This window comes from Bacillus sp. FSL M7-1020 (assembly GCF_038050415.1).
In the GTDB taxonomy this organism is placed as follows: Bacteria; Bacillota; Bacilli; order Bacillales; family Bacillaceae_G; genus Bacillus_A; species Bacillus_A toyonensis.
Window position 1 is genome coordinate 4,906,212 of the sequence record NZ_JBBOTW010000001.1, and the last position, 26,909, is coordinate 4,933,120.

The following is a 26,909-nucleotide window of genomic DNA, read 5'->3' on the forward strand; positions in this document are numbered from 1 at the left end:
AATGAGAGAGAGTTAGGTAGAAAATCCACTGCCCGTAAAAACCCCTAATAATCAGCGGGAGACGGAAAAAACTTTCACTGATTAAAGTTTCACTTTATTCCTTTCATCGAAATCTACCATATTTTTAAAAGCTTTGTATAAAAGCACATTTTTTTGCCCATTATAAAAATAGGAAGTTCATAAAAAGAAAGGGAGTTGAATCTATGAAAGTAAGACAAGATGCTTGGACAGACGGGGATGATTTATTACTTGCTGAAACGGTACTTCGCCATGTTAGAGAAGGAAGTACGCAATTAAATGCATTTGAGGAGGTAGGAGATCAGTTAAATCGCACATCCGCTGCTTGTGGTTTCCGCTGGAATGCCGTTGTTCGCTATAGTTATGAGCAGGCTCTTCAACTAGCAAAAAAACATCGTAAAGATAAAATGCGTGCTGCGAGCGGTGAACAAGCGAAAAAACGTTTACTTTATACACCACCAGCTTCAGGAGCGATAACTGATTATGAAGAACTAGTACAAGAGGAAACAACTGTACAATATAAAGAAGCTAGTCTATATCAAGAGCCTACTATCCCTGCTGTAAAAAGCTCTATCACAATGCAAGATGTTATTTACTTTTTACAAACTGTTGGATCTTCAAATATAAAAGTAACCGGTCTTGAAAACGAGAATACGAGATTGAAACAAGAAATTAAATCACAAATCTTGCGAAATGAAGAACTAGAAAAGAAACTAGAAAAATTAGAACAACAATCTCATACTGTACAAGAGGATTACGAAACACTTATGAATATTATGAACCGCGCTCGTAAATTAGCAGTAATGGATGATGAGGAACGTTCGCAAACTTCTTTCCGAATGGATCGAAACGGTAATTTAGAAAAAATTGCAGAATAAAAAGGATGCATGCAATGCATCCTTTTTATTATTTCACTTCAAGCACACACGCTTCTTTTACTTTAAAATCTCTCTTTATATATGGGAAAACTCCTTTCATCATTTTTTGCTATAATAGAGATTGTCATTTTAAAGATAAGGGGTTAGTTATATGAGCAATTCCCGTTCAATTTTATCTCAGCCAGAGTGGCGTATTGTAGATCAGTCTAGTTTAGGACCGACATTCCATGCCTTGCAATCATTCGCAATGGATGACACATTATGCACAAGTATTGGGAATGGCGCATCCGCTGCAACAATGCGTTCTTGGGTTCATCACAATACAATCGTTCTCGGCATTCAAGATTCACGCCTACCACACTTAGAAGAAGGTATTTCCTTTTTAAAAGAAAACAACTTCAATGTTATCGTTCGTAATTCCGGTGGACTTGCGGTCGTACTTGATGAAGGTGTGTTAAACGTATCACTTTTATTCCAAGAAACAGAAAAAGGTATCGATATTGATCTGGGATACGATACAATGTGGCATTTAATTAAGGAAATGTTAAAAGATTACGACGTTACAATCGAGGCAAAAGAAATTGTTGGTTCTTATTGTCCTGGTAGCTATGATTTAAGTATTCGCGACCAAAAATTCGCAGGTATTTCTCAGCGCCGTATTCGCGGTGGGGTTGCTGTACAAATTTACTTATGTGCTACAGGAAGCGGATCGGAACGCGCTGCGCTTGTTCGCGACTTTTACAATGTAGCAATTCAAGGAGAAGAAACACGCTTCACGTATCCCGAAATTGTACCGAGTACAATGGCCTCACTCTCAGAATTACTTGGTGAAACAATTACAGTACAAGATTTAATGATGCGTCTTTTAAAAACATTACAGCAATTCGCTCCAAAGTTAACACCATCTCAATTAACAGTAGATGAAGTTCCTTTATATGAGACGAATTTACAGCGTATTATTGATCGTAATAATAAAGCACTTGGCTTAGAAAAATAAAAATGACCACCCTAAGGGTGGTCATTTTTCATAGCAATTCATTATAGAATTAAAGTGCTTGAGCTGCTGTAATTAAAGCTAACTTGTATACTTCTTCTTCGTTACATCCACGAGATAGATCATTTACAGGCATGTTTAAACCTTGTAAGATCGGTCCTACTGCTTCGAAGTTACCTAAGCGTTGAGCGATTTTGTAGCCAATATTACCAGCTTCTAAGCTTGGGAATACGAATACGTTAGCATCACCTTTAATTGTAGAACCTGGAGCTTTTTTCTCAGCTACAGATGGTACGAATGCAGCATCGAATTGGAATTCTCCATCTAAAGTTAATTCTGGAGCCATTTCTTTTGCAATGCGAGTTGCTTCTACAACTTTTTCTGTTTCTGGAGATTTCGCAGAACCTTTTGTAGAGAAGCTTAACATAGCAACGCGTGGGTCAATGCCAAATAGTTCAGCAGTTTTCGCACTTTCAATACCAATTTCAGCTAAATCTTGACTGTTTGGTGCAATGTTAATTGCGCAATCAGCGAATACATATTTCTCTTCTTCGCGTACCATGATGAATACGCCAGAAGTTTTTGTAACGCCTGGTTTTGTTTTAATAATTTGAAGTGCTGGACGAACTGTATCAGCTGTAGAGTGAGCTGCACCACTTACTAAACCATGTGCTTTGCCCATGTATACAAGCATTGTACCGAAGTAGTTTTCGTCTTTAAGGATTTTACGAGCGTCTTCTTCAGTTGCTTTACCTTTACGGCGTTCAACGAAAGATGCTACCATTGCATCCATTTCTTCGTATGTAGCTGGGTCATAAATATCAACGCCTGCTAATGTTAAATTCATGCTAGCAGCTTTTGCGCTAATTTCTTCTTTATTACCAACTAAAATTGGTTTTACTAACTCTTCTTTTGCTAAACGCTCTGCAGCGCCTAAAATTCTTTCATCAGTTCCTTCAGGAAGTACGATAGAAATGCCTTTTCCTCGAACTTTTTCTTTTACTGTTGTAAATAAGTTGCTCACGAATAAACCCTCCTACATATGTTAAAAAACTCTATCTTTAAGAATACTGCTTTTCCTCTATATTTTAAACTTATAGCTCCCAAAAAATAGATAAAATGAAAATGATTATATTTTCATAAAATTCAGCCTAAAAATATGTCCTACTTAAGCCTTATTTTCTCCCGATTTCTAATAAATATAAATGTGACAATTTTATGTGCCGGAACTTTATATAGATGATTTTAAAACTATATATGCTATAGTTAACGTGTAAAACTATCATTAACTGAGGTGAATAGAATGAGTGAAGCAACAACAACGTTAGATGGCTGGTATTGTCTACATGATTTACGTTCTATTGATTGGGCTGCATGGAAAACATTATCTAGCGACGAACGCGGACAAGCTGTGTCTGAATTTTTAAATGTCGTTGAAAAATGGAACGAAGTAGCTACTGCAAAAAAAGGTAGTCACGCAATGTATACAGTTGTTGGTCAAAAAGCTGATATTATGCTTATGATTTTACGTCCAACAATGGAAGAATTAAATGAAATTGAAACAGAATTAAATAAAACAACATTAGCTGAATATATGGTTCCTGCATATTCTTACGTATCTGTTGTTGAACTAAGCAACTATCTTCCAGCTGATGAAGATCCATACCAAAACCCACAAATTTTAGCTCGCTTATATCCTGAATTACCAAAAGCAAATCATATTTGCTTCTATCCAATGGACAAGCGTCGCCAAGGTGATGACAACTGGTACATGCTTCCTATGGAAGAACGTAAAAAAATGATGTACAGTCATAGTAAAATTGGTCGACAGTACGCAGGTAAAGTACGCCAAGTTATTTCAGGATCAGTCGGATTCGACGATTTCGAGTGGGGCGTAACATTATTCGCTGATGATGTTCTTCAATTTAAGAAACTTATATATGAAATGCGCTTCGATGAAGTAAGTGCTCGTTATGGTGAATTCGGAACATTTTTCGTTGGAAACATTTTACCGAACGAAAAAGTAGAAAAATTTTTACACATATAAATAGTGAAAAAGGAACGAAATTCGTTCCTTTTTTTATTATCCTCTATATTTCTCCTCAAAAAACTTCTTTTCTCCGCAAATTTGAACAAAAATCGACAAATTCTTTTCAAATTTCTTGTAAAATTGTAACCTTTTTATATATAAAATTATGCTAAAATGATACGAGCTATATGCTAAATACCGATGCGAAGGTGATAATCTATATGAAGAAAATCTTGTCTATTTTACTATTGCTTTTATTGTCAATTTCTTCCTTAGTAGTAACAACATCCCATGCGGAAGAAAAAATACATATTGAGGCAGCCGCTGCACTTCTATTTGATGCAGATACAGGAAAAATACTGCATGAGCAAAATCCAGATGAATTACTAGCTATCGCTAGTATGTCAAAATTAATTGTTGTTTATGCTGTTTTAGAGGCAATTAAAGAAGGGAAAATTACTTGGGATACAAAAGTAAATATTTCTGATTATGCTTATGAAGTCTCTCGTAATAACGAATTCTCTAACGTACCGTTTGAAAAAGGACGTCAATATACTGTAAAAGAATTATATCATTCTATCGTTATCTTCTCTGCGAATGGATCTAGTATTGCTTTAGCAGAACTTCTTGCAGGAAGCGAAAAAAACTTCTTAAATCTTGCAAATGACCATGCAAAAAAACTAGGGTTAAAGAAATATAAATTTGTAAACGCTACTGGGTTAAATAACGCTGATTTAAAAGGGAAACATCCTGAAGGAACTGATCCGAATGGAGAAAACTCCATGTCAGCTCGCGATATGGGTATTCTTTCAAAAACAATTATTACAAAGTATCCAGAAATGCTAGAGGATACAAAACAAAGATTTAGAAACTTCCCGGATAATCATCCGAAGCCAATTCGTATGGAAAACTGGAACTGGATGTTACCAGGTGCTGCTTTCGCTTATGAAGGGTCAGATGGTTTGAAAACAGGAAGTTCTGATACGGCTGGATATGGATTCACTATTACAGCAAAACGTGGTGATTTACGTCTTATTTCCGTTATTATTAAGACAAAATCAATGGACGAACGTTTCACAGAATCTCGTGCATTAATTGAATATGGATTTAATAGCTTCGAAAAACAAAAGCTGAAAATTGATAAAAATAATACAATCTCTGTAGTAAAAGGGAAAGCAGATCAAGTAACTGTTGCACCTGAAAAAGAAATAACAGTAATTGCGAAAAAGGGTGACAAGTCACCTTACAAAATTTCTACTGAAGCAGATAAGTCACTCGCTGAAGATGGACATTTAATTGCTCCTATTAAGAAAGATACAAAGGTGGGTTCCATCGTTTTAGAATCAACTGATAAATATGGTTTCTTAGATGGAAATAAGAGCATGAAGGTTGCTGCAAAAACGACAGAAGAAGTAGAAAAAGCAAATTGGTTCGTATTAACAATGCGTTCCGTTGGTGATTTCTTCTCAAACTTATGGTCCAAAATATTTTAATGATAAAAAGCTAGCACACGCTAGCTTTTTTATTTTCCTCTCTCAATGTAAAACTTCGTTTGGTTGTCATATCTGAGTCCTTTTCCTCATACGTATGAACTAGTAATTGTTCCACACTTCATCTAGAGATAAAGTGAAACTTTAATCAGTGGGGGTTTTGTTCATCCCCCACTGATTATTAGCCTTCACCAATCGAGCGTTTAGGGGCAGTTTGATCTCCCACCCACCTTCTTTGCTCCAGCCAAATTTCAAGGTGGGAGTCTTACTGCCCATTAATGCGGGATAAACCTCTTTCCAAAAGGTATTCCACAAAGAGAGGTGACACATAATGGGTGTTATTGCTTATAACGAAGAAGATGTAAAGTTATTAGCTAGACTGATGCGTGCTGAAGCCGAAGGAGAAGGGCAACAAGGAATGCTAATGGTCGGAAACGTTGGGGTAAATCGTGTCCGTGGAAATTGTTTAGATTTTAAAAGGATACGTAATTTACGTCAAATGGTTTATCAAAATCCTGGTGGTTTTGAGGCAACTCAAAAAGGATATTTTTATCAGCGAGCGAGGGAGCAAGATATCGCATTAGCAAGACGGACCATTCAAGGACAACGTTTTTGGCCCGCTAACTTTGCCTTATGGTTTTTTAGGCCTGAAGGTCCTTGTCCGCCAACTTGGTATGACCAACAAAATTCTGGTCGCTTTAAAAAGCACTGCTTCTTCCAGCCATCTGCCGGAGACTGTCCAAGCGTATATTAGGGAATGAAAATGAGGAGGGATTTTTGAATGGCACAGCAACAAAACCCGTACTATGGAACAGGTTTTTATCAACCATCAGGCACTTACGTACAACCGCAACAAATGACCGCGCAGCAACAGCAACAACAGCAAGCAATGCAACAACAAGCTGCTCAGGCTCAACTTGCAGTTTCTCAAGGGATGTTACCGCTCGAGCAATCATACATTGAAAACATTCTTCGCTTAAATAAAGGAAAGCAAGCTACAGTTGTAATGACTTATGAGCGTGGTAGCTCGCTCGGTACACAATCTTATACAGGGATTATCGAAGCGGCCGGACGTGATCATATCGTTATTAGTGAACCACAATCAGGGAAACGTTTTTTACTATTAATGATCTACTTAGATTATGTAGAATTCCCAGAAGAGATTACGTATTTACCTAGTCAACAAGCAACTTATGCTCCGAGACCATAAAAAAAAGCTGGCAAATGCCAGCTTTTGTTTTTTTATAACCCTTTTACTACTGCAGTTCCTACTAAAATCCACGCCACAATAAACGCTACACCACCAAGAGGTGTAATTGGACCAAAGAACTTAATACCTGTCGTACTTAGTGCGTAAAGACTACCTGAGAACATAATAATCCCAGCTACCATAAGCCAACCAGCAGTAGTTAAAAGTGATGATTGAATCTTATCCATCAATAGAGCAACTACGAATAGTCCACCTGCATGAAACATTTGATATGTAACACCTGTTTTCCAAACTTCTAACATTTTCGCAGAAATTTTATTTTCTAAACCATGTGCCCCAAAGGCTCCTAACGCAACAGATAGCCCCGCTGCAATACAACCTAGTAAAAAGAAAATTTTCATCTTAATTCCCCTTTTTTACTTTTATCATAAGCAATTTTTTCATATAAGCCAAACGATTTAATCCTTAAAAATCAAATAAAGAATTACCATTTGCCCCTTCTTCTTTTATATACACAGGTTCTCCAGAAACCGGTATAACTGGTTGAACTGGTTGAACTGTTGTTATAGGCTGCGATCTAATTACTTGCGATTGAATTTGCGGCTCTCTATACGTAGAAGATTCAACCTGTTCATCTAATAGTAAATCGCATAAAGCACGCACAACTAATAAATGATCTTTTGATTTTTGTCCTTCACTACTTTTTGCCTTTGCAATTTCATTCGCCATTTTATTTAAAATCTTATCGCTCGATATTTGCATTCCTTATCACCTCGTACTTTGTAGTTCTTTCTCAAATTGCCCCAGCTTCTCTACTGAACCAAATACTATTATCATATCATGTTCTTGCAATTTTTCCTGCCCCGTCGGATTATGTATAATATCCCCACTTCTCAAAATCGCTAAAATTGTTACATCAAATTGATTTCTCACATCACTCTCTAGTAACGATTTATTGACTAAGATAGAATCGTTTCCGACTGAAATTTCTTCAATTACAAATGATTGCTCTATTCCATACAGTACTGTATCAATATAATGAACTGTTAGCGGATTCGCAATACCTTTTGCAATATGAATTCCTGCCATACTAGATGGATTAATAACCTTATTTGCACCAGCACGCCTTAATTTTTCTTCGGTTTCTTGCTTTTCCGCTCTTGCTACAATTTTAATTGCATCGTTTAATCCTCTTGCCGTTAATGTAATAAATACATTTTCAGCATCATTTGCAACAATAGCAACTAAACCAGCCGCTTTTGAAATTCCAGCATGATGTAAAACTTGATCCTCCGTCGCATCTCCATGTATATACAAAAGCTTTTCCTTCTCTAATATGCTTTCATCTTTATCGACAACAACAAATGGAATTTTCTTTTCTTGCAATTCATGTACAACTTGAAGCCCCACTCTACCGCAACCACATACTATAATGTGATTTTGTAACTGTGCTATTTGTTTATCCATCTTCTTCCTCCGCACTGCATGAAATAAATTCCCTTCAATAATTATAGCTGCCACTACTCCAATTGCATATGTAACAATACCAACACCAACAGGAATAATAAGGAGCGCAAATACTTTCCCTGCTTGCGTTACAGGAACGGCATCTCCGTATCCAACAGTCAATACAGTAATCATCGTCATCCAAAATGCTTGAAACAAACTAATCTCTTCAATTGTCATAAATCCTAGTGTTCCTAAAATTACAACAAAGGTCATACATACAACAGCTATCCATAATTGCTTACGTGCATTCATATCGTGTTTCAACTCTTTTCTCTATCTACAATCTTTGCCAGTGGAAATAAAATACGTATATACTAGATACGGAATCTATGAAAGAGGTTGATATAATGAAGACATTTCTTTCCGCCTTACAATGGGCACTATTTATTTTAGCAGGAAGCCTTATTGTACCAATTAGTGTCGCAACTAGTTATGGTCTTGATGGCGCTGAAGCTATCGCATTCATACAAAGAACATTATTTGTTCTAGGCTTTGCTGGTCTCTTGCAAGCTATATTTGGGCATAAACTTCCTATTCAAGAAGGTCCTGCTGGCCTTTGGTGGGGAATTTTCTCCCTTTACGCAAGTTTAGGCGTCATATTATTTGGATCAAGCAATGAGACACTTAAAGTTCTTCAATATGCTTTCTTATTAAGCGGTATTATTTGCATTATTCTTAGCGTTTTTGGACTCATTGATAAACTAGTTCGCTACTTTACACCGACAGTTATTGGAACATATTTATTTCTTCTTGTCACGCAACTCAGTGGCTCCTTCTTAAAAGGAATGTTTGGTCTTGATGGACAACATACAGAAGTACAACCAAAAGTATTTATTCTTTCACTCATTGTTATTTTACTATCCTTTTTCGTTATGAAGCTACCTATTATTGGACAATATTCCGTTCTCTTCAGTATTGTCTGCGGCTGGATTTTATTTGCATGCTTCGGATTATCTAATCCTGTAACACCTGTAACAGACATAATCCGGCTTCCATCTCTATTCGTTTTCGGAATGCCTCGCGTTGAATGGAACATGGCAATTACAGTCATTTTCGTTACACTATTACTTCTAACAAATATGTTAGCAAGTATTCGTGTTGTACAAAAGGTTGTTTCTAAATACGAAACAGATGCAGCTCCAGATCGCTTTAAACAAGCTGGCATTATAACGGGAATAAATCAATTGCTAGGCGGTCTATTTTCAGCTATTGGACCTGTTGCTATTTCTGGATCAGCAGGATTTATTGCAACGACTAATATCTATAAACGCCTTCCATTTATATTAGGATCAAGCTTTATTATTGCCGTTAGTATATTCCCAAAGATCACTTCATTCTTTGCAGCAATCCCAGTTGCAGTTGGTTATGCCGCTATTTATCCTGTATTCGCAAGCATGATTGGCCTCGCCTTTCGAGAATACGAAACTGTCCAGGATAAAGAACGATTATTTAAAGTAGCCGGTCTTTCCATCTTTACAGGAGTCGGGGTTATGTTTGTTCCAGCAGGAGCATATTCCACACTTCCACCATTTCTAGCATCTTTTTTAAGTAACGGTCTCGTTCTTGGATCTGTAATGGCAATCTTGCTAGAAATACTATTTTCTCGTTCCACAGCAAAACAACTATCGTAAATTGGAAAACTTCCATTATTGCACTCTACCTTTAGAGTTGTTACGATAAAATCAAACTTTAATCATTGGGGTTTTATTCATCCCCAATGATTATTAACCAATATTATGAGCAACACACTCATAATAATTTATCTACTTCTTTTCAAAGAGGTTTGATGTCTTACTATTATTCCTCAACATCTTCATGAACATGTATTTTGATTTCAATTAAAGAAAGGAATTTTCTATATGACTTATAAAATGATTGTTTTAGATTTAGATGATACTTTATTACGTGATGACCATACTATTTCACCTCGTACGAAAGAAGCTTTAATGACTGCACAAGAGCAAGGGGTAAAGGTTGTACTTGCTTCTGGACGTCCAACGTTTGGTATGCGCAATGTAGCCAAAGAACTTCGTTTAGAAGAATACGGCAGTTTCATTCTATCTTTTAATGGTGCAAAAATTATTAACTGTAAAACAAACGAAGAAATCTTTAGTAGTACGCTATCTCCTGAAATCGTTCACAACCTATTTGAAATTAGTAAAACTGAAGATGTATGGATTCATACTTATATGGGCGATGATATCGTAACGGAAGAAAATAACCCTTATACTGAAATTGAGGGCGATATTACTGGTATGCCAATTGTTGTAGTAGATGACTTTAAAGCCGCAGTTAAAGAGCCGGTAGTAAAAGTATTAATGAATAAAGAGGCTGAACGTCTTGTTGAAGTTGAAAAGAAACTACAAAAACAACTAGAAGGCCAATTAAGCGTGATGCGTTCAAAACCATTCTTCTTAGAATTTACTGAATATGGTGTTACAAAAGGAACAAGCCTAAACCAACTCATCCAAAAACTTGGTATTAAACGCGAAGAAGTTATCGCAATGGGCGACAGCTATAACGACCAAGCGATGATTGAATTCGCAGGTCTTGGCGTTGCAATGGGTAATGCGCCAGATGATATTAAAGAAATTGCAAACTATGTAACAGATACAAATATGAACAATGGCGTTGCAAAAGTTGTAGAGAAATTCGTTTTAAAAACAGAAGTACTTATTTAATATTTTCATTCATAAAACCTATTTGAAGTCAAACACTTCAAATAGGTTTTTATTTAAATTCTCGTGCTTTTGTGACTATATTTTGAACTTTGCACTATTCTCGTAGTGTAAACTTTCTTTTTGTATATAATGAAACAAAATAGACTATTTTATTTTGAAAAAGAATACAAATTTACTATAAACAAGCATACGTTAAAGGAGGCTACTTTACATGTTATCTACACCAATCGGACGATTAAGAGCAATTGGACTAGTTGAAGGGATTTCTTTCCTATTACTATTATTTGTAGCAATGCCATTGAAATACTTCGCAGGATTTGCAACAGCTGTTAAAATTACAGGCATGGCTCATGGTGTTCTATTTATTCTATTCATCTTTGCAGTCATTCAAGTAACAATCGTACACCGTAAATCAATTTTATGGGCACTTGGGGCATTCGTTTCATCAGTTATCCCATTTGGTACTTTTGTACTAGATGCAAAATTAAAGAACGAGCAACAATGATAATAAAAAGGTAGTTAACGACTGTTAACTACCTTTTCTATTTACCCCGATTGGTGAGGGCTGATAATCAGTAGGGGGTGAACAAAACCCCACTGATTAAAGTTTCACTTTACAAATTTGGAATTTCCCAATCAATTTCTCTCTCATCCATATTAGCTAAAATCGTATTTACTTTAGAGTACGGCTTACTTCCAAAGAAACCACGTCTTGCTGACAATGGGCTTGGATGTACAGATTCGATAATATGATGATTTGGATTCGTAATTAACTTCTTCTTCGCCTGTGCATGGCGTCCCCACAATATGAAAATAACTGGTTTTTCACGTTCATTTAATAGCTCAATTACACGATCAGTGAAATACTCCCATCCTTTTCCTTTATGAGAATTTGCTTCACCTTGCCGAACTGTTAATACAGTATTTAATAATAAAACTCCTTGCTCTGCCCACTTTACTAAATAACCGTTATTTGGAATGTCATACCCATATTCATCTCGAAGTTCTTTATACATATTTAACAACGACGGTGGCGTTTTAATACCGGGTTGCACAGAAAAGCTTAAACCATGCGCTTGATCCGGTCCATGGTATGGATCTTGTCCTAAAATAACGACCTTTGTATTTTCATAACTTGTATACTCTAGAGCGTTAAAAATATCTTCTATCTTTGGATAAACAACATGTGTACTGTATTCTTCTTTCAAAAAATTAGCCAATTCGCGATAATATTCTTTCTCAAATTCTGGTGCCAATAACGGCCCCCAATCATTTTTTAAAACATTTTCCATACTGTCACTTCCTGTCTAATTAATTCAACATATCCTGTTTTGTAAATACTATGAACGAAATAATAAGGGAAACAACTGCCCAAACAGTTAAATTCATCAAAGAAAATCCCATCGATAAACCTTGTAATGCAGGTAATTTTCCTGATAAATAATCCGTTAATGATAGGTTCACACTAAAAATATATTTTGCGCCTTCCCAAGACGTTGCAAATGAACTTAAAATACCACCTGCAATTAATGCAGCTAACATAACACCCATACCAGCTGGTGTATTGCGAGTTAAAACAGAAACCATAAACGATATAGTTCCGACAACGATAGCAACAAACCAAGCTAATCCGTACGCCATTAAAATATATTGCCACTGCGGAATAAGATGTACAAAATTCGTATTTAACGTTTCCTTATCAATGACAAATCCAGTTAAAACAGGTAAATTCCATCCCGAGTACCCAAATACAAGCCCTGATAATATGTAAGCAAACAAACCTACAAGAAACAGTATGAGCGAAATGAAAAATAACATCGTCACGTATTTACTAAGTAGTATTTTCCAGCGCCGAATCGGCCGCGTAAGTAACATCTTCATCGTCCCATCACTTCGTTCTCCCGAAACGATATCAATAGCGACAATCATCACGAGAAGCGGAATAAACAATGTAATTCCTTGTTCAATAAATGCTCTGACAAAAGTCGGTGCACCCGGTGCCATCGGGTTAATATCATGATCTAAATAATATTGTTGTTGCTCAACTCTTACTTTTAACCAATCACGCCATTCTTCTGGCAACCTAGAATTGTTCAACCGGTTCTGGGAATCAACAATTTGCTGTTGTAATGAAACTTTCCAATCCTTTGTACCGAGTCTTTTTTGTGTCGTTTCTATTTCACGATACTGCGCATACACAAAAAGCGGGATCAAGATTGCTAAAATAAGCATGACAACAAAAATACGTTTCTTACGGTAAATCTTTTCTGATTCATTTAAAACTAGATTCGCAAATTCACGCATGCTGCTCACCCCTTGTGAGTTCAATAAATAAATCTTCTAGCGTAAATACAAGCTCCTTAACGCTATGCACATCTATCTCATTTTCTACAAAGTGTTTATTCCAACTACTTATAGATGCAATATCCATGCGGCATAGTAATCGCTCGCCTTCTACACTCACTTCTCTTACTTCCTCGGCCGCTTCTAGCATATCTTTCGCCTTAGAAATTGGTGTAACAATCCATTCTACACGATCACTTGCTGTTTTAATTAACTCTTCAACCTTGGCAACTGTTATCATTTTTCCTTTATGAATAATTGCAACACGATCACATATCATTTGTACTTCACTTAGCAAGTGACTTGAAATAAACACGCTCATATTTTCTTCTTTCACAAGCGTATGTATAAATTCTCTAAGTTCTCTAATCCCGGCTGGATCTAAACCATTCGTTGGCTCATCTAATATAAGCAACTTCGGATTCCCAAGGAGCGCCTGCGCAATTCCAAGGCGCTGTTTCATACCGAGTGAGTACGTTTTTACCTTGTCATGAATTCTTTCATCCAAATGAACCATTTGAGCAATTTCAATAATACGTTCATCTGATATATCACCTAACATACGAGCAAATTGCTTTAAATTTTCCCATCCTGTTAAATATGTATACAGTTCTGGGTTTTCAACGATACTCCCAATTTGACGCATCGCTTCTCTGAAATTTTCCTTAATTGAATAACCACCGATAGAAATCGTACCTTCTGTCGCCTTAATCAATCCGACTAACATTCGAATGGTAGTCGTCTTTCCAGCACCATTCGGTCCTAGGAACCCGAACACTTCTCCTTGCTTTACATCAAAGGAAATATTCTCTACAAGAGTCTTCTTTCCAATTACCTTCTTCAAGTCTCGCACGGAAAGTATCGTCGTCATTTTCCCCCTCCTTGTTCTAGTTTTAACTTACTCACAACATTTTGAACTAATCGTTCTGCCATATATGTGTACCCTACTTCATTCGGGTGAAAATGATCAGAGTATAATAAATCTTTTCCACGGTTTTGGAATAAATCAAATGTCGGTGTAATATATACATTTTTATCATTTAACGCTAACTTCTCTAAAGAAGCGTTCCAATCCACAACAATGTTTGAAGACCCTTTTAAATCTTCTACATCTTCAAAAGGATTATATAAACCTAGCCAAAAAATAGGGCTATCTGTATTTAATTTACGAATTTGTTCTATAATTTTCTTAGCTTCATTTTGGAACGTTTCCGTATCAGGACGGTATGTTTCTAAATCTATCTTTCCAAGCGATTCCCAGCCTGGAAATAAATCATTTCCGCCAATTGTTAAAACGATCACATCTGCTTGCTTAATTGAATATTGAGCACCGCTGCTTTCAATTTGTTTTAATAAATCAGGCATTTTCGCACCACTCACTGCCAAGTTAGTTAGTGCAACCTTTTGCTTATAATCTTTTTGTAAATCTTCTTTCATTCGTCCAATATAGCCAATGCCTTCTTTATCACCGACGCCGCGCGTTAACGAATCACCTAAACTAACGACTTGCAATGTTCCCGTTTTCTTTTTCTCTTTTGCTACTACATCCGTTTTCTTAATTAAACTTGAAGCTTTCGGATTTAATACATCATTTACACCTGAAACAAAGCCATATGCAAATAAACAAAAAGATGCAATTGTAATGAGTAGGATTACTTTTACTACTTTTGATCTCATGTCAAAACCCCTTTTAGCCCTCTTAGATTGTCCATAATTATACCAAACGAAATTTTGAAAAGCGATTTTCACACCTTCCCTATCACGTTGTTTCTCTATTTACTAACTTTGGTAATAACTCTATATGTTTCACATCTAATTTCTCTGCATTAATCTTTTCATATAATAATTCAAACGCTTTTATCCCGACATTTTTACTAGGATGGGAAATTGTTGTTATACCTAATATATCTGCTACCTCTTGATCGTCACATCCGATAATCGTCATATCTTCTGGAATTCGAATTCCTTGTTTTTTTGCTTCTGTTACCATTCCCGCTGCAATATGATTACAAGATACAAGAAACGCCGTCGGTTTTACAGACATACGAACCCATTCTCTGATTACGTTACGTCCATCTTCCACCGTAAAACACTCTTCAAATTTCCAAGTCTCTAACGGTGTTACGGTACTCTGTTGAAGCGAATCCGCATACGCCTTTTTTCGTCTTTGGCTATTAATGCTATTACTTCTTCCAATGCAATATCCAATACGTGTATGACCGACATCTATTAAGCTTTTCATCCCATGCGAAAATACTTTGTAGTAATCAATATGCACACTTGAAATGCATTTCGAATCTATTTCTTCACACATAACAATCGGGCCGAATTTCGTATATTCTTCAAGTTTCTCCTTACTATTGGCACGGGAACATATAATAACCCCATCAAGCTTTTTCATTTTTAACATATGTAAAATTTCTAGTTCTCTTTCTTCGCTGTAATTTGTCTGGCAAAGCATCATATTATAATTATTCTTTGCCGTTTCTTTTGATATCCCCTCAATAATAGCACTATAATATTGATCATTTACGTGTGGCAATAAAACACCAATTACATTCGTTTTTCCTTTCACTAAATGAATCGCGTTCACATTTTGCGTATAATTCAATTCCTCTATAATCGCTAAAATTTCTTTTCGTTTCTGTTCATTCACGTATGGATGATTATTTAGTACACGTGAAACGGTTGAAACCGATACCCCGGCAAGTTCAGCAATCTTTCTTATATTCGTCATCTCATTTTCCCCTTCCCCTCAAAAATTCTCACTTGACCTGGTAAGCTTTCCACAATATATCCTTTCCTAGCAAATACATTTAGAAAGGATATGCAACTATGCTTCGATTCAAATTAGAATATATATTTTTTATTGGCGGTTTACTCATTCTCGCCATCGGTATTAATATGATGACGACAATTACTTCCTTTGGACTTAGCCCTTACGATTCCTTCTTTATTGCACTATATCAAAATTTCGGGATAAGTATTGGTTTTTGGATTTTCATGATTAACTTTGCTTTTACACTTATCGTACTCTTTTGGAATAAAAAACAAATTACAATCGGCACAATTGTAACGATGATTCTTATTTCTCTTTTTGTTGACTGGATTGGTTCCATTACAATTATTATGGACGCTATCCGCTCTCTTCCAAAATATATAACACTTATTTGTGGAAATCTATTTGTCGGAGCTGGCATTGGCCTTTATGTCTCAACAAACCTTTGCGCAGCACCTCAAGAAGCTTTCGTTTTAACAGTTGCTGAGAAGAGAAAATGGACGTTTAGAAAAACAGAGATTTCATTGGCTTTTCTATTTTTAACATTAAGCTTCTTATTAGATGGACCCATCTATTTTGGAACAATTATCTTATCCTTTACAACAGGTTGGATCATTCAAGCATTTATTCAAATTGGTACGCAGATTTTAAATAAAAAAGAGCCTATTAAGCAAGCTGCTTAATAGGCTCTTTTTTATTTTATCCCGTTATTTGTGGGCAGTAAAACTTCCACCTCAAAGTCCAGCAAAGGCAAAGAAGTTAGGCGGGAGATAACTTCCCCTAAATGCCCGATTGGTGAAGACTAATGATCAACTTAGGATGGACACCCCGTTTCACTTTATGATAAGAGATACTACTTAGCATCCCCTTCAATTCGATAATTTGCTTTCACGCAATCAATTTCTTCATACCCTTGCAATGTATGTAGAATGTACTCGTAATCCGCAAGAGAAGCACGATGCGTTACAATTACAATTTCTGCTTTCCCTTTCTCTTCAAGCGGCATTTGAATAATTTTCTCAAAGCTAACTCCGCGCTCAGAGAACAATGAAGTAATTTTTGCAAATACACCAATTTCATCTTTTACATGCAGTCTTAAAAACTTTTTCACGACAATTTCGTCTGGCTCTTTTAATACTTTTTGATATTGCGGGACTACAGCACTATTTCCTGTTACCCCTAGTCTAATATTTTGCATCACAGCAACCAAATCCGAAACAACCGCTGTTGCTGTCGGTAAGCTTCCTGCTCCCGGCCCATAAAACATCGTTTCTCCTACCGCTTCACCGTACACATACACAGCATTATATTCATTTTGCACTGCCGCAAGAGGATGTGTATTGGGAAGTAAAGTCGGTTCAACTGTAACCTCTAATTTTTCGCCATCTCTCTTTGCAAGACCAATTAATTTAATTGTATAACCTAAGCTCTTACTATATTCAATATCTTCTTCTGTAATAGAAGTAATTCCTTTTACTTTCACATCTCCAAGCTCTACGTTTGTAGAGAAACCGAGAGTAGCTAAAATCGTCATTTTTCTTGCCGCGTCTAAACCTTCTACATCTGATGTTGGATCTGCTTCTGCAAATCCAAGTTGTTGGGCTTCTTTTAACACGTCGTTATATGCTCTCCCTTCATCTGACATTTTCGTCAAAATAAAATTTGTCGTTCCATTTACAATTCCCATTACTTTCGTAATAAGATCTGAAGAAAGTCCTTCTACGATGCTTCGCAAAATCGGGATTCCTCCAGCTACACTTGCTTCATAAAACAAATCAGCCTTATTATCCTTTGCTACTGCTAATAGTTCCGCTCCGTGTAACGCCATTAAATCTTTATTTGCAGTCACAACGTGCTTCCCACTTTGTAAAGCTTGTAAAATATATGCCTTTGCATCATCAATGCCACCCATCACTTCGATGACAACATCAATATTTGGATTATCTAAAATTTCATTTGCATTTTGTGTTAATAGAGTAGAAGGTACCTCTACCTCTCTCTCTTTCTCAATGTTTTGCACCAATACTTTCGTTACCTTCACTGGACAACCTACTTGGTGTATAAGTCGCTCTTGATGATCTGTAATAATACGAACTACACCGCTACCAACTGTCCCAAGACCTAATAGACCAACCTGAATTTCTTTCATAATACTGTCCACCCCTCAAAAATTGTGTTTAGATGAAATTATATGAGTAAAAAATCTGAAAAACAATGTATTTTGAACATTCGGAAAAATAAAGAGTAATCCTTACAAAGAAAACGTTGCCACGTGTTACACAATCTTTTTTTACAATACATAAGGGGTTTCTTGATACACGTAATAATTCAACCAATTAGAGAATAATAAATTCCCATGACTCCTCCACCTAACAAGCGGCTTTTCATCTGGATTATTATGTTTAAAATAATTTTTTGGCACGTCAATATTTAACCCTTTGTCACGATCTCGTTCATATTCTTGTTTTAACGTCTCACAACTATATTCACTATGTCCGAGGGCGAAAACTTGCCTTCCTTCTTGCCCAATAACAAGGTGAACACCAGCTTCTTCAGAGTTTGCTAACAACGTTAATTCTTTCCCCCCTCTAATATCACTCTCTCGTACTTCTGTATGACGGGAATGCGGGGCAAAAAACAACTCATCAAACCCCTGTAACAGTTTCACATGTTGCTCACAGACTTCATGTTCAAATACGCCGAACATTTTTTCCTTAAGGGGATACTTCGGAACGCCGTAATGATGATACAAACCAGCCTGTGCCCCCCAGCAAATATGAAGCGTGGATGTTACATTCGTTTTTGAATACTCCATAATACGTTTAAGCTCTTCCCAATAATCTACTTCTTCAAAAGAAAGAGTTTCAACTGGTGCTCCTGTAATAATGAGCCCATCAAATTTTTCATTTTCAATATCACGAAACGTTTTATAAAAGCTTGTTAAATGGTCCTGCGCTACATTACGAGACAGATGTGATTCCATATGAAGCAAATGAACATCTAATTGCAACGGTGTATTTCCAATTAATCGAAGTAATTGTGCCTCTGTGTCTTGCTTCGTTGGCATTAAATTTAATATAGCAATTTTCAATGCCCGAATATCTTGTGTTTCTGCTCGTTCCTTCGTCATTACAAAAATATTTTCTTTTTGCAATACTTTACGAGCTGGTAAGTCTTTATCAATTATGATCGGCATGTTGTTTGCCTCCGACTAATGCCGCTTCTAAATCTGCAATAATATCAGAAACATCTTCTATACCAACCGATAAACGAATTAAATCAGATGTAACACCAGCTAAACGCTGATCTTCAGCACTTAATTGTCTATGCGTCGTACTAGCAGGATGTATAACACAAGTTCTTGCATCAGCTACATGCGTTACGAGAGTCGCTAGTTTTACATTTGCGATAAATTCTTTTGCTGCTTCTAATCCACCTTTAATACCGAAAATTAAAACTCCACTAGCACCTTTTTTCAAATACTTTTGTGCTAACGAGTAATTTTCATTACTATCTAACCCCGGATAATTCACCCATTCAATACGTTCATGGTTAGCAAGCCACTTGGCAACTGCGAGAGCATTTTCGCTATGACGCTCCATTCGTAAATGCAGTGTTTCTAAGCCTATATTGCTAATATACGCATTGAATGGGCTCATACAATTTCCATAGTCTCTTAACAGCTGAACACGTGCTTTCACAATATAAGCTGCTGCCCCGAAGTTTTGAACATAGCTTACGCCGTGATAACTTGGATCTGGTTCAACAAGCTCAGGATATTTCCCTTTTGTCCAATCAAAATTTCCTCCGTCAATTACAATGCCACCTAAAGAGCTTGCATGCCCATCAATATATTTCGTCGTAGAATGAACAATAATATTTGCTCCATGTTCGAACGCTTGGCATAAATAAGGAGTCGCTAATGTGTTATCAACGATAAAAGGTACTTCCAGCTCCTTGGCTGCATCTGAAAATTCTTTGAAATTTAAAACGTTCATTGCTGGATTTCCTAACGATTCTGCATAGATGAGTTTCGTCTTATCATTAGCAAGTGCCACAATTTCATCTGCTGCTAAATTTGGATTAAAGAACGTAACATCAATGCCAAGCTTACGTAAACTTACTCCAAATAAATTAAACGTCCCCCCGTAAACTGTTGAAGAACAAAGAAGATGATCTCCACTACTACAAATATTTAAAACTGCTAGCATAATGGCTGCCTGCCCAGAAGCTGTTGCAACCGCTCCTACACCGCCTTCTAAATCTGATAACTTCTGCTCGAATGCAGCTAGAGTAGGATTGCCAATACGCGTATATATATATCCTTCTGCCTCTAAATTAAATAGTGCTGCTAAATCATCCGACGTATCGTATTTATACGTTGTACTTTGATAAAGCGGCAAAACACGTGGTTCACCATTCTTTGGTGTATAGCCACCTTGCACACAAATCGTTCCTTTTCCCCATGATTCTCCCATCTCTCATTCTCCTTTCTTTTATACAAAATAAAAAACTGCCCCTTTCCTGAAAATAAGAAAGGAGCAGTTTGAAAACACGCTCTAAAGGCTCTTTCTTATCTCTCAGGATTATTACCTGCAGGATTTGGCACAATTCCGTTATACGGCTGTTGCCAAGGTTTCATCGGGCCTGTCCCTCCACCTTTTCTTGATAAGACTATGCAATTACCGTTGATTTTATAGCAATAATTTCCTAATGTCAATCGATTTTTCCGAATGTTCTAAAATAAACGTTAACAGTTTTTATAGAAAGCAACAAAAGAAATATATTCCATTCTATTTCAAAAAAGACCTTTAAAAAACTCAAATCAATCTATAAAATTAAATAAGTAACTTAAACTATAAATTCAAAAAATCGCCCTACATGTTGAATAAGCAATCCTCTCAAAAAGATACTATACATATTCAATCCATTTCACACTAACATCTGCAACCTTTTCCTACTAAAACTTGCATAACGGAGGTATAACATGACAAATACAAAAGACATGCATTATATAATCGTCTTATATGGCATTCTTCTAGGATCCATAGTAGGCGCTACAGTCTGGCTATTTTTAGTTACGATAAATATCGGGATCCATTTTATTTGGGGTTATTTACCTAGCGTTTTCTCTTCCCCCCCTTATTACACCCTTTGCGTAACCACAATCGGCGGGATTCTTGTTGGTTTATCACAAAAATACTTTGGTACATATCCACGTCTTATGCCAGAGGTTATGGATGAATATAAAAAAACAGGTAGGATTGAATACCGTTTTGTCCATCAAGCTACTTTAACTGCGATTATTGTCTTAATATTTGGGGCTAGTCTCGGTCCAGAAGCCGCACTTGTTGGAATTATTGGCGGACTTTGCACATGGGTTGGTGATCGCTTTAAATTTGCTTTAAAGGGAATGAATGAACTAACAGAGGTTGGAATTGGTGCTACTTTAAGTGTCATTTTTAATGCACCATTATTCGGTTACTTGGCCCCAAATGAAAATGAGAGTGAGCAAATTAACGAATTTTCTAAAGGAAAAAAAGCAATAGTATACTTAACTACTACTTTTGCAGGTTTTTCTGTTTATTTACTACTGAGTAAACTCGATAATCGAGGATCCTTTATTGTTGATTTTGGAGAAGGTTCACTTTCTTTCAATGAATGGATCGCATTTCTCCCGCTTGCTAGTATTGGTGCTATAATTGGTTTCTTTTACTTCAAATTAGAATTCATATTAGAGAAGTTAATTCATCCTTTTACAAAGTACAAAATTACACTTGGAATTATCGGTGGTATTTTATTAGGAATTGTAGGCACTTTTCTTCCGTACACATTATTTTCAGGGGAACATCAATTAAAAGAATTAGTTGTTGAATGGGGGTATTTATCCTTTTGGATACTACTTCTTTCAGGAGTTTTAAAGCTATGCATTACTGCCGTTTGTTTAAATACGGGGTGGCGTGGTGGACATATTTTCCCAATTATATTTTCAGGGTCAAGTATTGGATACGCTATAGCTTCTATTCTTCCTATAGATCCAGTAGCATCTGTGGCCATCGTAACGACAGCGATTTCGAGCTATGCGTTACGAAAGCCAATAACTATAACTTTGCTATTACTTATGTTTTTCCCGCTTAATTTACTATTACCAATGCTCGGGGCAGCAGCGATTGGTAATGCATTTCCGCTTCCTAAACGGAACGAAACTACAAATTAATAAAAGTAGGCAGTAGGGACAAAAATTCCACTGCCTATTTTTGTTACACATGCCGCTTCAATAGAGCGTATAAATCTTCAAAACTATGCACTTCATATGTTGGCACAATCTCGCTATCATTTAATTTCTTTTCTGGATTAAACCAACAAGTATCAATTCCCGCTACATATCCACCTTTAATATCGGCGCTTAATGAATCCCCAATAATAAGCCCTTCCTCAGAAGCAAAGTTAGGAATCCGTTCAAAAACATAATCAAAATACTCTTTCATCGGCTTTTGAAAACCTGTATCTTCAGAAACAAAAATACCTTTAAACAATGAATGTAACCCTGCATTGCGTAAACGTTTATCTTGCGTCTTAGAAACGCCGTTTGTCACTATATATAAATCATACTCATTTTGAATTTGATTTATAAATTCAAATGCACCTTGTATGAGTTGATTTCCTTCTTCTAAGTAGCTACGGTAATTATTTTCGAATAATATCCCATCTACTTCTTCCCCGTACTCTTTGAATAAAATGGAAAACCGTGTATTTACAACTTCATCGCGGTTGATTTCGCCTTTTTCAAAAACATCCCAAAGACCTTTATTAACTTTTTTATAACGCGCTTCAGCCTCACTAGTTAGAGGAATCCCTTTCTCCTCAAAAAGCATACGTAATGCCACTTTCTCCGTCTTCTGGAAATCTAACAGTGTATCATCTACATCAAACAACAATGTTTTATATTTTTTCATAAACCCCTCACACTCTCTTTTCTACAAAAACAAATTTAAGTAAATCGTATCATTCTTTCTTGTAAAAATAATAGGCGATATCTCATACTAAATATGAGGTGAAAATATGAAAGTCAGCAAAAACAACGAAGAAATTTCTCATTACATGCAAACTTACAATCTCCACACTCTTTTTTCTTTTGATGTCTTACCGTATGCTGAGCTACATTCCTTTCAAAAGAAAGAAAAGATATGTACTGAAGGGGTTGATTTCCCTTATCTTTATTATTTAATTTCTGGGAAAGCAAAAATATATATGAGTCACAAAAACGGAAAGGTTTCATTAATTAACTTTATTCAAGCACCTTCGTTCATTGGAGAATTAGGATTAATTGGTGTAGAATCCTTTACTAAAGCAGTTGAGGTAATCGATGATTGTATTTGCTTAGCACTTCCTCTTAAAGATTGTCAGCATCTTTTATTGCAAGATGCTACCTTTTTACAGAAACTATGCAAATTCATTGGCGAAAAAACAATTGCCCGAACAGAAAGTTATGCAAAAAACAATAGTTATCCGTTCGAAAATCGATTAGCGGCGTTTATTCTATTAACAGAACAAAATAATTGCTATACCGAAAAACATACCGAAGCCTCAGAATACTTAAACGTCAGTTATCGTCACCTTTTATACGTATTAAACCAGTTTTGCCAGCAAAATTATTTAAAAAAAGAAGGCCGAACATATTATATACAAGATCGAAGTCAATTAGAAAAACTTGCTGATGAGTTAAAAATATAAAGAAACAGCATTAACGTTTATGTTAATGCTGTTTCTTTGAGTGGCGATTATAATTTCAATTAAAATTTGCTTGCTACTTTAGCTGCTTCTTCAAGACCCGCAGTAATGATTTCTTCTGCTTTATCTGGGAATTGGTTATGTCCTTCAATAACCACTGTTTCCATGTTTGTTGCACCGAAGAAGCCCATCATACTTGCTACATATTTAACAGCCATTTCTACTTCAGTCGCTGGACCTTCAGAATATACGCCACCGCGTGCGTTTAATAATGCGATTTTTTTATCTCCAATAAGTCCAACTGGACCTTCTGGTGTATATTTAAACGTTTTACCAGCACGGTTTAAATAATCAATATACGTGTGCAATACTGCTGGAATCGTTAAGTTCCATAATGGGAAACCGAAAACAACTTTATCAGCTTCTAAAAATTGATTTAAGTACTTATCAGCAACTGCTACTGCCTTTGCTTCCTCTTCCGTTAAATCAAATCCTTTACCTGCTTTGAATGTACCATTAATCATGTCTACGCCTACATATGGTAATTCTTCTTTATATAAATCAAGTTCTACTACTGTATCATTTGGATGTGCTTCTTTATAGTTTGCTAAAAATGCCTCATATAATTTCACACTAACTGCTTGTTCCGCTGGACGATTGTTTGCTTTTACGAATAAAACTGTTGCCATTATTTCTTCCTCCTAATACTCACTCTTACGTTGTTATATGTTTTTAAAAAAGGTATCCCTTGTAATTGTTGTTTTGTTGCTTACAAACATATTTTATCTTTATATCAAGACAATTTCGTCCTCACATAGACGTATTTTTCCATAAAAAAAGTCCACCTCCTAAAGGCGAACTAGGTCTTACGACTTTCGTCTTATACAATCCCATTTTTCACTGCATATAATGCTGCCTGCGTGCGATCAGATAAGTTTAATTTACTCAAAATACTACTTACATGTGCTTTAACCGTTTTTTCTGTAATAACTAAAACAGAGGCAATTTCTTTATTGCTCATCCCTTTTGCTAATAGTTGTAACACTTCGTTTTCTCTTGCTGTCAATACATCTACATGAACGAAATGTTCCTCTGCTCTCTCTTCTTGAGGCAATGTTTGAGAGATAAGGGCGCTCGCAATATCGGGATGTAATTGAATATTACCTTTATATGCGCTTCTAATAGCTTCAACAAGTTGATCCGGTTCTACATCTTTTAAAATATAACCACTTGCTCCTGCTTTTAATGCCGGTAAAACATGTGCCTGATCAGAAAAGCTAGTTAATACGATTACTTTCACATCTGGATATTCATTTTTTATACAAGCTGTCGCCTCAACGCCATCCATTTCAGGCATATATAAATCCATTAGTACAACATCAGGATTTGTTTCTCCTACTTTCACTAATGCTTCTTTCCCATTATTTGCTTCTCCAACTAACTCTAAATCTTCCTGTGTACTCAAGAAAAATGCTAACCCTTTTAAAACGACTGTATGATCATCAACTAACAATACTTTTATTTTCACAAACTTCCCTCATTTTCACATCATAATGGTACATTTACTTTTACGCTCGTTCGTTTCTTGCTACTTACAACTTTAATTGTTCCACTAACTAATTCTACTCTTTCACGCATCGTAGTCATACCGAGTGATTTTTTCTCTTTTATATCTTTTTCTACAAAGCCATTTCCTTGATCAACTATTTCTAATGATACATTTTTCTCAGTCACTGTAAAATAAACCGTCGCTTCTTTTACACCTGCATGCTTACTTACATTGTTTAACGCTTCTTGTCCAATGCGCCATAATGCCTCTTCTACCACACGAGGTAAGTCACGAACACCGGTAACTTGCTCCCTAATTTTCAATCCTAAGTTTTCACCGTACTGCTTTAGAGCAGGTAATAATCCTTTTTCTAATCCTGCCGGACGAAGCTGCCAAATTAATGTCCTCATTTCTTTTAATGCCCCTTGCGCTAGTTCACGCATGTCATGCAAAGATCGATCCACTTTTTCGTTTTGACCTTTTAAAACTGCCTCAGCACCTTTTGTCATAAAGGTTAATGAAAATAATTTCTGTGAAACAGAATCATGTAAATCTCTTGCTAATCGATTTCTTTCTTCCATTCGTACAAGTTCACGACGCTGCTCGTTTAATCTTAAATTCTCTATTATTAACGAAATATGATTCGATAGCGCTTGGATTACATCTATTGTATTCACATCAAATTCTCCATTATTTAAACTTACACATAAAACACCAAATACATGGCTTTGAATATGTATTGGCGTAGCAATAACAGCTCCATTTAGATGTACATTATGACCAATTTGACGTTTTAAAAGAACCGATTCACCTTTTACTAGCGCCTTCTTTGCCGCTTCTTTTACATCTTCTTGTAACTCTTCCTGACTAAAAGACGCTCGCAAAGATAATTCTTTTTCTTCTCTAATAAAAAACGCCACTTGATTCCATTGAAATACTTCACCTACGTGATTTACAACTTTTTCAGGTAATACATTAAACCTATGAATTGTTTTTAAATCTTGAATAAAACGTTCCAATTTCACATAATAATGTGCTCTTCGTTTTTCATTTTCATATAATTTCGTTCGTTTTAAAGCCGTCCCAATTTGGAAAGCAACGGATTGGAGCAATACTAATTCTTCTTCTGAAAAATGTGTTTTACCTGGACTCGCTACATTTAATAAGCCAAACTTTTCTCCTCCTGCTTTTAAAGGAACTGTAGCATGATGAAGAATTCCTTCTGTATCTCCCCAATTGTATTCAATTGCATTATTAATTCTTTTACATTCAATAATGTTAACAGCTCGTTCTAATTTCCCATCTACAAATCCACGTAAACACCAACATTCACCTTCACACATCGGGCGTTTGTTTTCATATGTCAGTGCCTCTGGTAACTGGTAATCGATCAACTTCGTATACTTCCCATTTTCATCCGCAAGAAAGATCCATCCTGTCGTCAAACCTGTTACACTTAGCAATTTTTCTAGCACCGCTTGCAATACATGATATGTATCATTTGATGTATTTAGTGTTTCTGCAATTTCTTTTAATATAACTAATTCATTTGTACGATTATCTCGAAACATGCTCAATCTCCTACATACAAGATTTTAAATCGCCTCTAAAGTAAATCATCTACTTTTCACTTTGTACTTATTCGTAACATTGATATAATGGTGAAAACATAGTTTTCATTATATCACTTGAGGGGGA

At 36.0% G+C, this 26,909-nt stretch carries 28 protein-coding genes and 1 riboswitch; of the genes, 12 read left to right on the top strand and 16 right to left on the bottom strand.

Annotated elements, in window-relative coordinates; genetic code table 11:
• Positions 1–203 precede the first annotated feature (203 nt).
• Complete coding sequence (locus MHB70_RS25275; protein ID WP_061529430.1) at positions 204–896, top strand: RsfA family transcriptional regulator; 693 nt, start codon at positions 204–206, stop codon at positions 894–896.
• Positions 897–1,047: 151 nt separating this feature from the next.
• Positions 1,048–1,893 carry a lipoate--protein ligase family protein gene (locus MHB70_RS25280; RefSeq protein WP_000071939.1) on the top strand — a complete coding sequence of 282 codons (846 nt, stop codon included), beginning with the start codon at positions 1,048–1,050 and terminating at the stop codon, positions 1,891–1,893.
• A 49-nt stretch (positions 1,894–1,942) separates the two neighbouring features.
• Here MHB70_RS25280 and pta read toward each other — a convergent pair whose 3' ends face one another.
• Positions 1,943–2,914 (bottom strand): phosphate acetyltransferase, encoded by a 972-nt coding sequence (pta, locus tag MHB70_RS25285; RefSeq protein WP_061529429.1) that lies wholly within the window; start codon positions 2,912–2,914, stop codon positions 1,943–1,945.
• A 279-nt stretch (positions 2,915–3,193) separates the two neighbouring features.
• On the opposite strand from pta, the gene hemQ reads away from it, so the two are divergent.
• From hemQ to gerQ, 4 genes are all read left to right on the top strand, one after another.
• Positions 3,194–3,937 (top strand): hydrogen peroxide-dependent heme synthase, encoded by a 744-nt coding sequence (gene hemQ, locus MHB70_RS25290; RefSeq protein WP_001287596.1) that lies wholly within the window; start codon positions 3,194–3,196, stop codon positions 3,935–3,937.
• Positions 3,938–4,140: 203 nt separating this feature from the next.
• The gene (locus MHB70_RS25295) at positions 4,141–5,412 is read left to right on the top strand and encodes a serine hydrolase (protein ID WP_000722859.1); all 1,272 of its coding nucleotides are present in this window, start codon (positions 4,141–4,143) and stop codon (positions 5,410–5,412) included.
• A gap of 328 nt (positions 5,413–5,740) precedes the next feature.
• On the top strand, positions 5,741–6,163 hold the full coding sequence (gene cwlJ / locus MHB70_RS25300) for a cell wall hydrolase CwlJ (RefSeq protein ID WP_000538166.1): 423 nt from the start codon (positions 5,741–5,743) through the stop codon (positions 6,161–6,163).
• A gap of 27 nt (positions 6,164–6,190) precedes the next feature.
• A complete protein-coding gene (gene gerQ, locus MHB70_RS25305; RefSeq protein WP_000068641.1) occupies positions 6,191–6,619 on the top strand; it encodes a spore coat protein GerQ in 429 nt (142 codons plus the stop codon).
• Positions 6,620–6,651: 32 nt separating this feature from the next.
• On the opposite strand, the gene MHB70_RS25310 is transcribed toward gerQ, so the two are convergent.
• From MHB70_RS25310 to MHB70_RS25320, 3 genes are all read right to left on the bottom strand, one after another.
• The gene (locus MHB70_RS25310) at positions 6,652–7,020 is read right to left on the bottom strand and encodes a DUF423 domain-containing protein (protein WP_000688311.1); all 369 of its coding nucleotides are present in this window, start codon (positions 7,018–7,020) and stop codon (positions 6,652–6,654) included.
• A 64-nt stretch (positions 7,021–7,084) separates the two neighbouring features.
• Positions 7,085–7,381, bottom strand: a complete 297-nt coding sequence (locus MHB70_RS25315; RefSeq protein ID WP_001167342.1) for a YwdI family protein — start codon at positions 7,379–7,381, stop codon at positions 7,085–7,087.
• Between the two features lie 6 nt (positions 7,382–7,387).
• Positions 7,388–8,380: a potassium channel family protein gene (locus MHB70_RS25320; protein ID WP_000994012.1), complete on the bottom strand. Its 993-nt coding sequence runs from the start codon at positions 8,378–8,380 to the stop codon at positions 7,388–7,390.
• Between the two features lie 95 nt (positions 8,381–8,475).
• On the opposite strand from MHB70_RS25320, the gene MHB70_RS25325 reads away from it, so the two are divergent.
• The 3 genes from MHB70_RS25325 to MHB70_RS25335 all read left to right on the top strand — a co-directional run bounded on the left by MHB70_RS25325 (position 8,476) and on the right by MHB70_RS25335 (position 11,314).
• The gene (locus tag MHB70_RS25325; RefSeq protein ID WP_000847016.1) at positions 8,476–9,759 is read left to right on the top strand and encodes a purine/pyrimidine permease; all 1,284 of its coding nucleotides are present in this window, start codon (positions 8,476–8,478) and stop codon (positions 9,757–9,759) included.
• Positions 9,760–9,987: 228 nt separating this feature from the next.
• Entirely contained in the window at positions 9,988–10,809 is an 822-nt protein-coding gene (locus MHB70_RS25330) for a Cof-type HAD-IIB family hydrolase (protein ID WP_061529428.1), read from the top strand.
• A 211-nt stretch (positions 10,810–11,020) separates the two neighbouring features.
• The gene (locus MHB70_RS25335; protein ID WP_000953396.1) at positions 11,021–11,314 is read left to right on the top strand and encodes a DUF3817 domain-containing protein; all 294 of its coding nucleotides are present in this window, start codon (positions 11,021–11,023) and stop codon (positions 11,312–11,314) included.
• A 109-nt stretch (positions 11,315–11,423) separates the two neighbouring features.
• Here the strand turns inward: MHB70_RS25335 and MHB70_RS25340 are convergent, their stop codons facing one another.
• Genes MHB70_RS25340 through MHB70_RS25360 form a run of 5 tightly spaced genes read right to left on the bottom strand, consistent with a single transcriptional unit; the run spans position 11,424 to position 15,889 of the window.
• Positions 11,424–12,101 (bottom strand): uracil-DNA glycosylase, encoded by a 678-nt coding sequence (locus tag MHB70_RS25340; protein WP_000432532.1) that lies wholly within the window; start codon positions 12,099–12,101, stop codon positions 11,424–11,426.
• A 19-nt stretch (positions 12,102–12,120) separates the two neighbouring features.
• Positions 12,121–13,113 (bottom strand): ABC transporter permease subunit, encoded by a 993-nt coding sequence (locus MHB70_RS25345; RefSeq protein WP_061529427.1) that lies wholly within the window; start codon positions 13,111–13,113, stop codon positions 12,121–12,123.
• Positions 13,106–14,023, bottom strand: a complete 918-nt coding sequence (locus MHB70_RS25350) for an ABC transporter ATP-binding protein (protein WP_000207726.1) — start codon at positions 14,021–14,023, stop codon at positions 13,106–13,108. Before MHB70_RS25350 ends, MHB70_RS25345 begins: the two co-directional genes overlap by 8 nt.
• Positions 14,020–14,901 (bottom strand): SGNH/GDSL hydrolase family protein, encoded by an 882-nt coding sequence (locus tag MHB70_RS25355; RefSeq protein ID WP_154698690.1) that lies wholly within the window; start codon positions 14,899–14,901, stop codon positions 14,020–14,022. The genes MHB70_RS25350 and MHB70_RS25355 overlap by 4 nt, the downstream gene beginning before the upstream one ends.
• A gap of 10 nt (positions 14,902–14,911) precedes the next feature.
• Positions 14,912–15,889 carry a LacI family DNA-binding transcriptional regulator gene (locus MHB70_RS25360; RefSeq protein ID WP_000181953.1) on the bottom strand — a complete coding sequence of 326 codons (978 nt, stop codon included), beginning with the start codon at positions 15,887–15,889 and terminating at the stop codon, positions 14,912–14,914.
• A 98-nt stretch (positions 15,890–15,987) separates the two neighbouring features.
• On the opposite strand from MHB70_RS25360, the gene MHB70_RS25365 reads away from it, so the two are divergent.
• Positions 15,988–16,614 (top strand): YczE/YyaS/YitT family protein, encoded by a 627-nt coding sequence (locus tag MHB70_RS25365; RefSeq protein WP_000943407.1) that lies wholly within the window; start codon positions 15,988–15,990, stop codon positions 16,612–16,614.
• A gap of 170 nt (positions 16,615–16,784) precedes the next feature.
• Here the strand turns inward: MHB70_RS25365 and MHB70_RS25370 are convergent, their stop codons facing one another.
• From MHB70_RS25370 to MHB70_RS25380, 3 genes are all read right to left on the bottom strand, one after another.
• Positions 16,785–18,080, bottom strand: a complete 1,296-nt coding sequence (locus MHB70_RS25370; RefSeq protein WP_000659113.1) for a homoserine dehydrogenase — start codon at positions 18,078–18,080, stop codon at positions 16,785–16,787.
• Between the two features lie 141 nt (positions 18,081–18,221).
• Positions 18,222–19,127, bottom strand: a complete 906-nt coding sequence (gene metA, locus MHB70_RS25375; protein ID WP_061529425.1) for a homoserine O-acetyltransferase MetA — start codon at positions 19,125–19,127, stop codon at positions 18,222–18,224.
• Positions 19,111–20,409: a bifunctional O-acetylhomoserine aminocarboxypropyltransferase/cysteine synthase gene (locus tag MHB70_RS25380; protein WP_000504768.1), complete on the bottom strand. Its 1,299-nt coding sequence runs from the start codon at positions 20,407–20,409 to the stop codon at positions 19,111–19,113. The genes metA and MHB70_RS25380 overlap by 17 nt, the downstream gene beginning before the upstream one ends.
• A 92-nt stretch (positions 20,410–20,501) precedes the next feature.
• A riboswitch (SAM riboswitch) is annotated at positions 20,502–20,606 on the bottom strand.
• 312 nt (positions 20,607–20,918) lie between these two features.
• Here MHB70_RS25380 and MHB70_RS25385 point away from each other — a divergent pair.
• Positions 20,919–22,148 carry a chloride channel protein gene (locus tag MHB70_RS25385; protein WP_061529424.1) on the top strand — a complete coding sequence of 410 codons (1,230 nt, stop codon included), beginning with the start codon at positions 20,919–20,921 and terminating at the stop codon, positions 22,146–22,148.
• A gap of 43 nt (positions 22,149–22,191) precedes the next feature.
• On the opposite strand, the gene MHB70_RS25390 is transcribed toward MHB70_RS25385, so the two are convergent.
• Positions 22,192–22,887: a YjjG family noncanonical pyrimidine nucleotidase gene (locus MHB70_RS25390; RefSeq protein WP_061529423.1), complete on the bottom strand. Its 696-nt coding sequence runs from the start codon at positions 22,885–22,887 to the stop codon at positions 22,192–22,194.
• A 106-nt stretch (positions 22,888–22,993) separates the two neighbouring features.
• On the opposite strand from MHB70_RS25390, the gene MHB70_RS25395 reads away from it, so the two are divergent.
• Positions 22,994–23,665, top strand: a complete 672-nt coding sequence (locus MHB70_RS25395; protein WP_000868705.1) for a transcriptional regulator YeiL — start codon at positions 22,994–22,996, stop codon at positions 23,663–23,665.
• A 59-nt stretch (positions 23,666–23,724) separates the two neighbouring features.
• Here the strand turns inward: MHB70_RS25395 and MHB70_RS25400 are convergent, their stop codons facing one another.
• The 3 genes from MHB70_RS25400 to MHB70_RS25410 all read right to left on the bottom strand — a co-directional run bounded on the left by MHB70_RS25400 (position 23,725) and on the right by MHB70_RS25410 (position 26,782).
• Complete coding sequence (locus MHB70_RS25400) at positions 23,725–24,351, bottom strand: FMN-dependent NADH-azoreductase (protein WP_000246728.1); 627 nt, start codon at positions 24,349–24,351, stop codon at positions 23,725–23,727.
• Between the two features lie 191 nt (positions 24,352–24,542).
• Positions 24,543–25,190 carry a response regulator gene (locus MHB70_RS25405; protein ID WP_000695807.1) on the bottom strand — a complete coding sequence of 216 codons (648 nt, stop codon included), beginning with the start codon at positions 25,188–25,190 and terminating at the stop codon, positions 24,543–24,545.
• Between the two features lie 20 nt (positions 25,191–25,210).
• Positions 25,211–26,782, bottom strand: coding sequence for a GAF domain-containing sensor histidine kinase (locus MHB70_RS25410; protein WP_000488134.1), 1,572 nt, complete (start codon positions 26,780–26,782; stop codon positions 25,211–25,213).
• Between the last annotated feature and the right edge of the window lie 127 nt (positions 26,783–26,909).

What these genes read in the sequence shown, in the direction of transcription:
- MHB70_RS25275 (WP_061529430.1), top strand. Translation starts at nt 204, where the DNA reads ATGAAAGTAAGACAAGATGCTTGGACAGACGGGGATGATTTATTACTT.
- MHB70_RS25280 (WP_000071939.1), top strand. Translation starts at nt 1,048, where the DNA reads ATGAGCAATTCCCGTTCAATTTTATCTCAGCCAGAGTGGCGTATTGTA.
- hemQ (WP_001287596.1), top strand. Translation starts at nt 3,194, where the DNA reads ATGAGTGAAGCAACAACAACGTTAGATGGCTGGTATTGTCTACATGAT.
- MHB70_RS25295 (WP_000722859.1), top strand. Translation starts at nt 4,141, where the DNA reads ATGAAGAAAATCTTGTCTATTTTACTATTGCTTTTATTGTCAATTTCT.
- cwlJ (WP_000538166.1), top strand. Translation starts at nt 5,741, where the DNA reads ATGGGTGTTATTGCTTATAACGAAGAAGATGTAAAGTTATTAGCTAGA.
- gerQ (WP_000068641.1), top strand. Translation starts at nt 6,191, where the DNA reads ATGGCACAGCAACAAAACCCGTACTATGGAACAGGTTTTTATCAACCA.
- MHB70_RS25310 (WP_000688311.1), bottom strand. Translation starts at nt 7,020, where the DNA reads ATGAAAATTTTCTTTTTACTAGGTTGTATTGCAGCGGGGCTATCTGTT.
- MHB70_RS25315 (WP_001167342.1), bottom strand. Translation starts at nt 7,381, where the DNA reads ATGCAAATATCGAGCGATAAGATTTTAAATAAAATGGCGAATGAAATT.
- MHB70_RS25320 (WP_000994012.1), bottom strand. Translation starts at nt 8,380, where the DNA reads ATGAATGCACGTAAGCAATTATGGATAGCTGTTGTATGTATGACCTTT.
- MHB70_RS25325 (WP_000847016.1), top strand. Translation starts at nt 8,476, where the DNA reads ATGAAGACATTTCTTTCCGCCTTACAATGGGCACTATTTATTTTAGCA.
- MHB70_RS25330 (WP_061529428.1), top strand. Translation starts at nt 9,988, where the DNA reads ATGACTTATAAAATGATTGTTTTAGATTTAGATGATACTTTATTACGT.
- MHB70_RS25335 (WP_000953396.1), top strand. Translation starts at nt 11,021, where the DNA reads ATGTTATCTACACCAATCGGACGATTAAGAGCAATTGGACTAGTTGAA.
- MHB70_RS25340 (WP_000432532.1), bottom strand. Translation starts at nt 12,101, where the DNA reads ATGGAAAATGTTTTAAAAAATGATTGGGGGCCGTTATTGGCACCAGAA.
- MHB70_RS25345 (WP_061529427.1), bottom strand. Translation starts at nt 13,113, where the DNA reads ATGCGTGAATTTGCGAATCTAGTTTTAAATGAATCAGAAAAGATTTAC.
- MHB70_RS25350 (WP_000207726.1), bottom strand. Translation starts at nt 14,023, where the DNA reads ATGACGACGATACTTTCCGTGCGAGACTTGAAGAAGGTAATTGGAAAG.
- MHB70_RS25360 (WP_000181953.1), bottom strand. Translation starts at nt 15,889, where the DNA reads ATGACGAATATAAGAAAGATTGCTGAACTTGCCGGGGTATCGGTTTCA.
- MHB70_RS25365 (WP_000943407.1), top strand. Translation starts at nt 15,988, where the DNA reads ATGCTTCGATTCAAATTAGAATATATATTTTTTATTGGCGGTTTACTC.
- MHB70_RS25370 (WP_000659113.1), bottom strand. Translation starts at nt 18,080, where the DNA reads ATGAAAGAAATTCAGGTTGGTCTATTAGGTCTTGGGACAGTTGGTAGC.
- metA (WP_061529425.1), bottom strand. Translation starts at nt 19,127, where the DNA reads ATGCCGATCATAATTGATAAAGACTTACCAGCTCGTAAAGTATTGCAA.
- MHB70_RS25380 (WP_000504768.1), bottom strand. Translation starts at nt 20,409, where the DNA reads ATGGGAGAATCATGGGGAAAAGGAACGATTTGTGTGCAAGGTGGCTAT.
- MHB70_RS25385 (WP_061529424.1), top strand. Translation starts at nt 20,919, where the DNA reads ATGACAAATACAAAAGACATGCATTATATAATCGTCTTATATGGCATT.
- MHB70_RS25390 (WP_061529423.1), bottom strand. Translation starts at nt 22,887, where the DNA reads ATGAAAAAATATAAAACATTGTTGTTTGATGTAGATGATACACTGTTA.
- MHB70_RS25395 (WP_000868705.1), top strand. Translation starts at nt 22,994, where the DNA reads ATGAAAGTCAGCAAAAACAACGAAGAAATTTCTCATTACATGCAAACT.
- MHB70_RS25400 (WP_000246728.1), bottom strand. Translation starts at nt 24,351, where the DNA reads ATGGCAACAGTTTTATTCGTAAAAGCAAACAATCGTCCAGCGGAACAA.
- MHB70_RS25410 (WP_000488134.1), bottom strand. Translation starts at nt 26,782, where the DNA reads ATGTTTCGAGATAATCGTACAAATGAATTAGTTATATTAAAAGAAATT.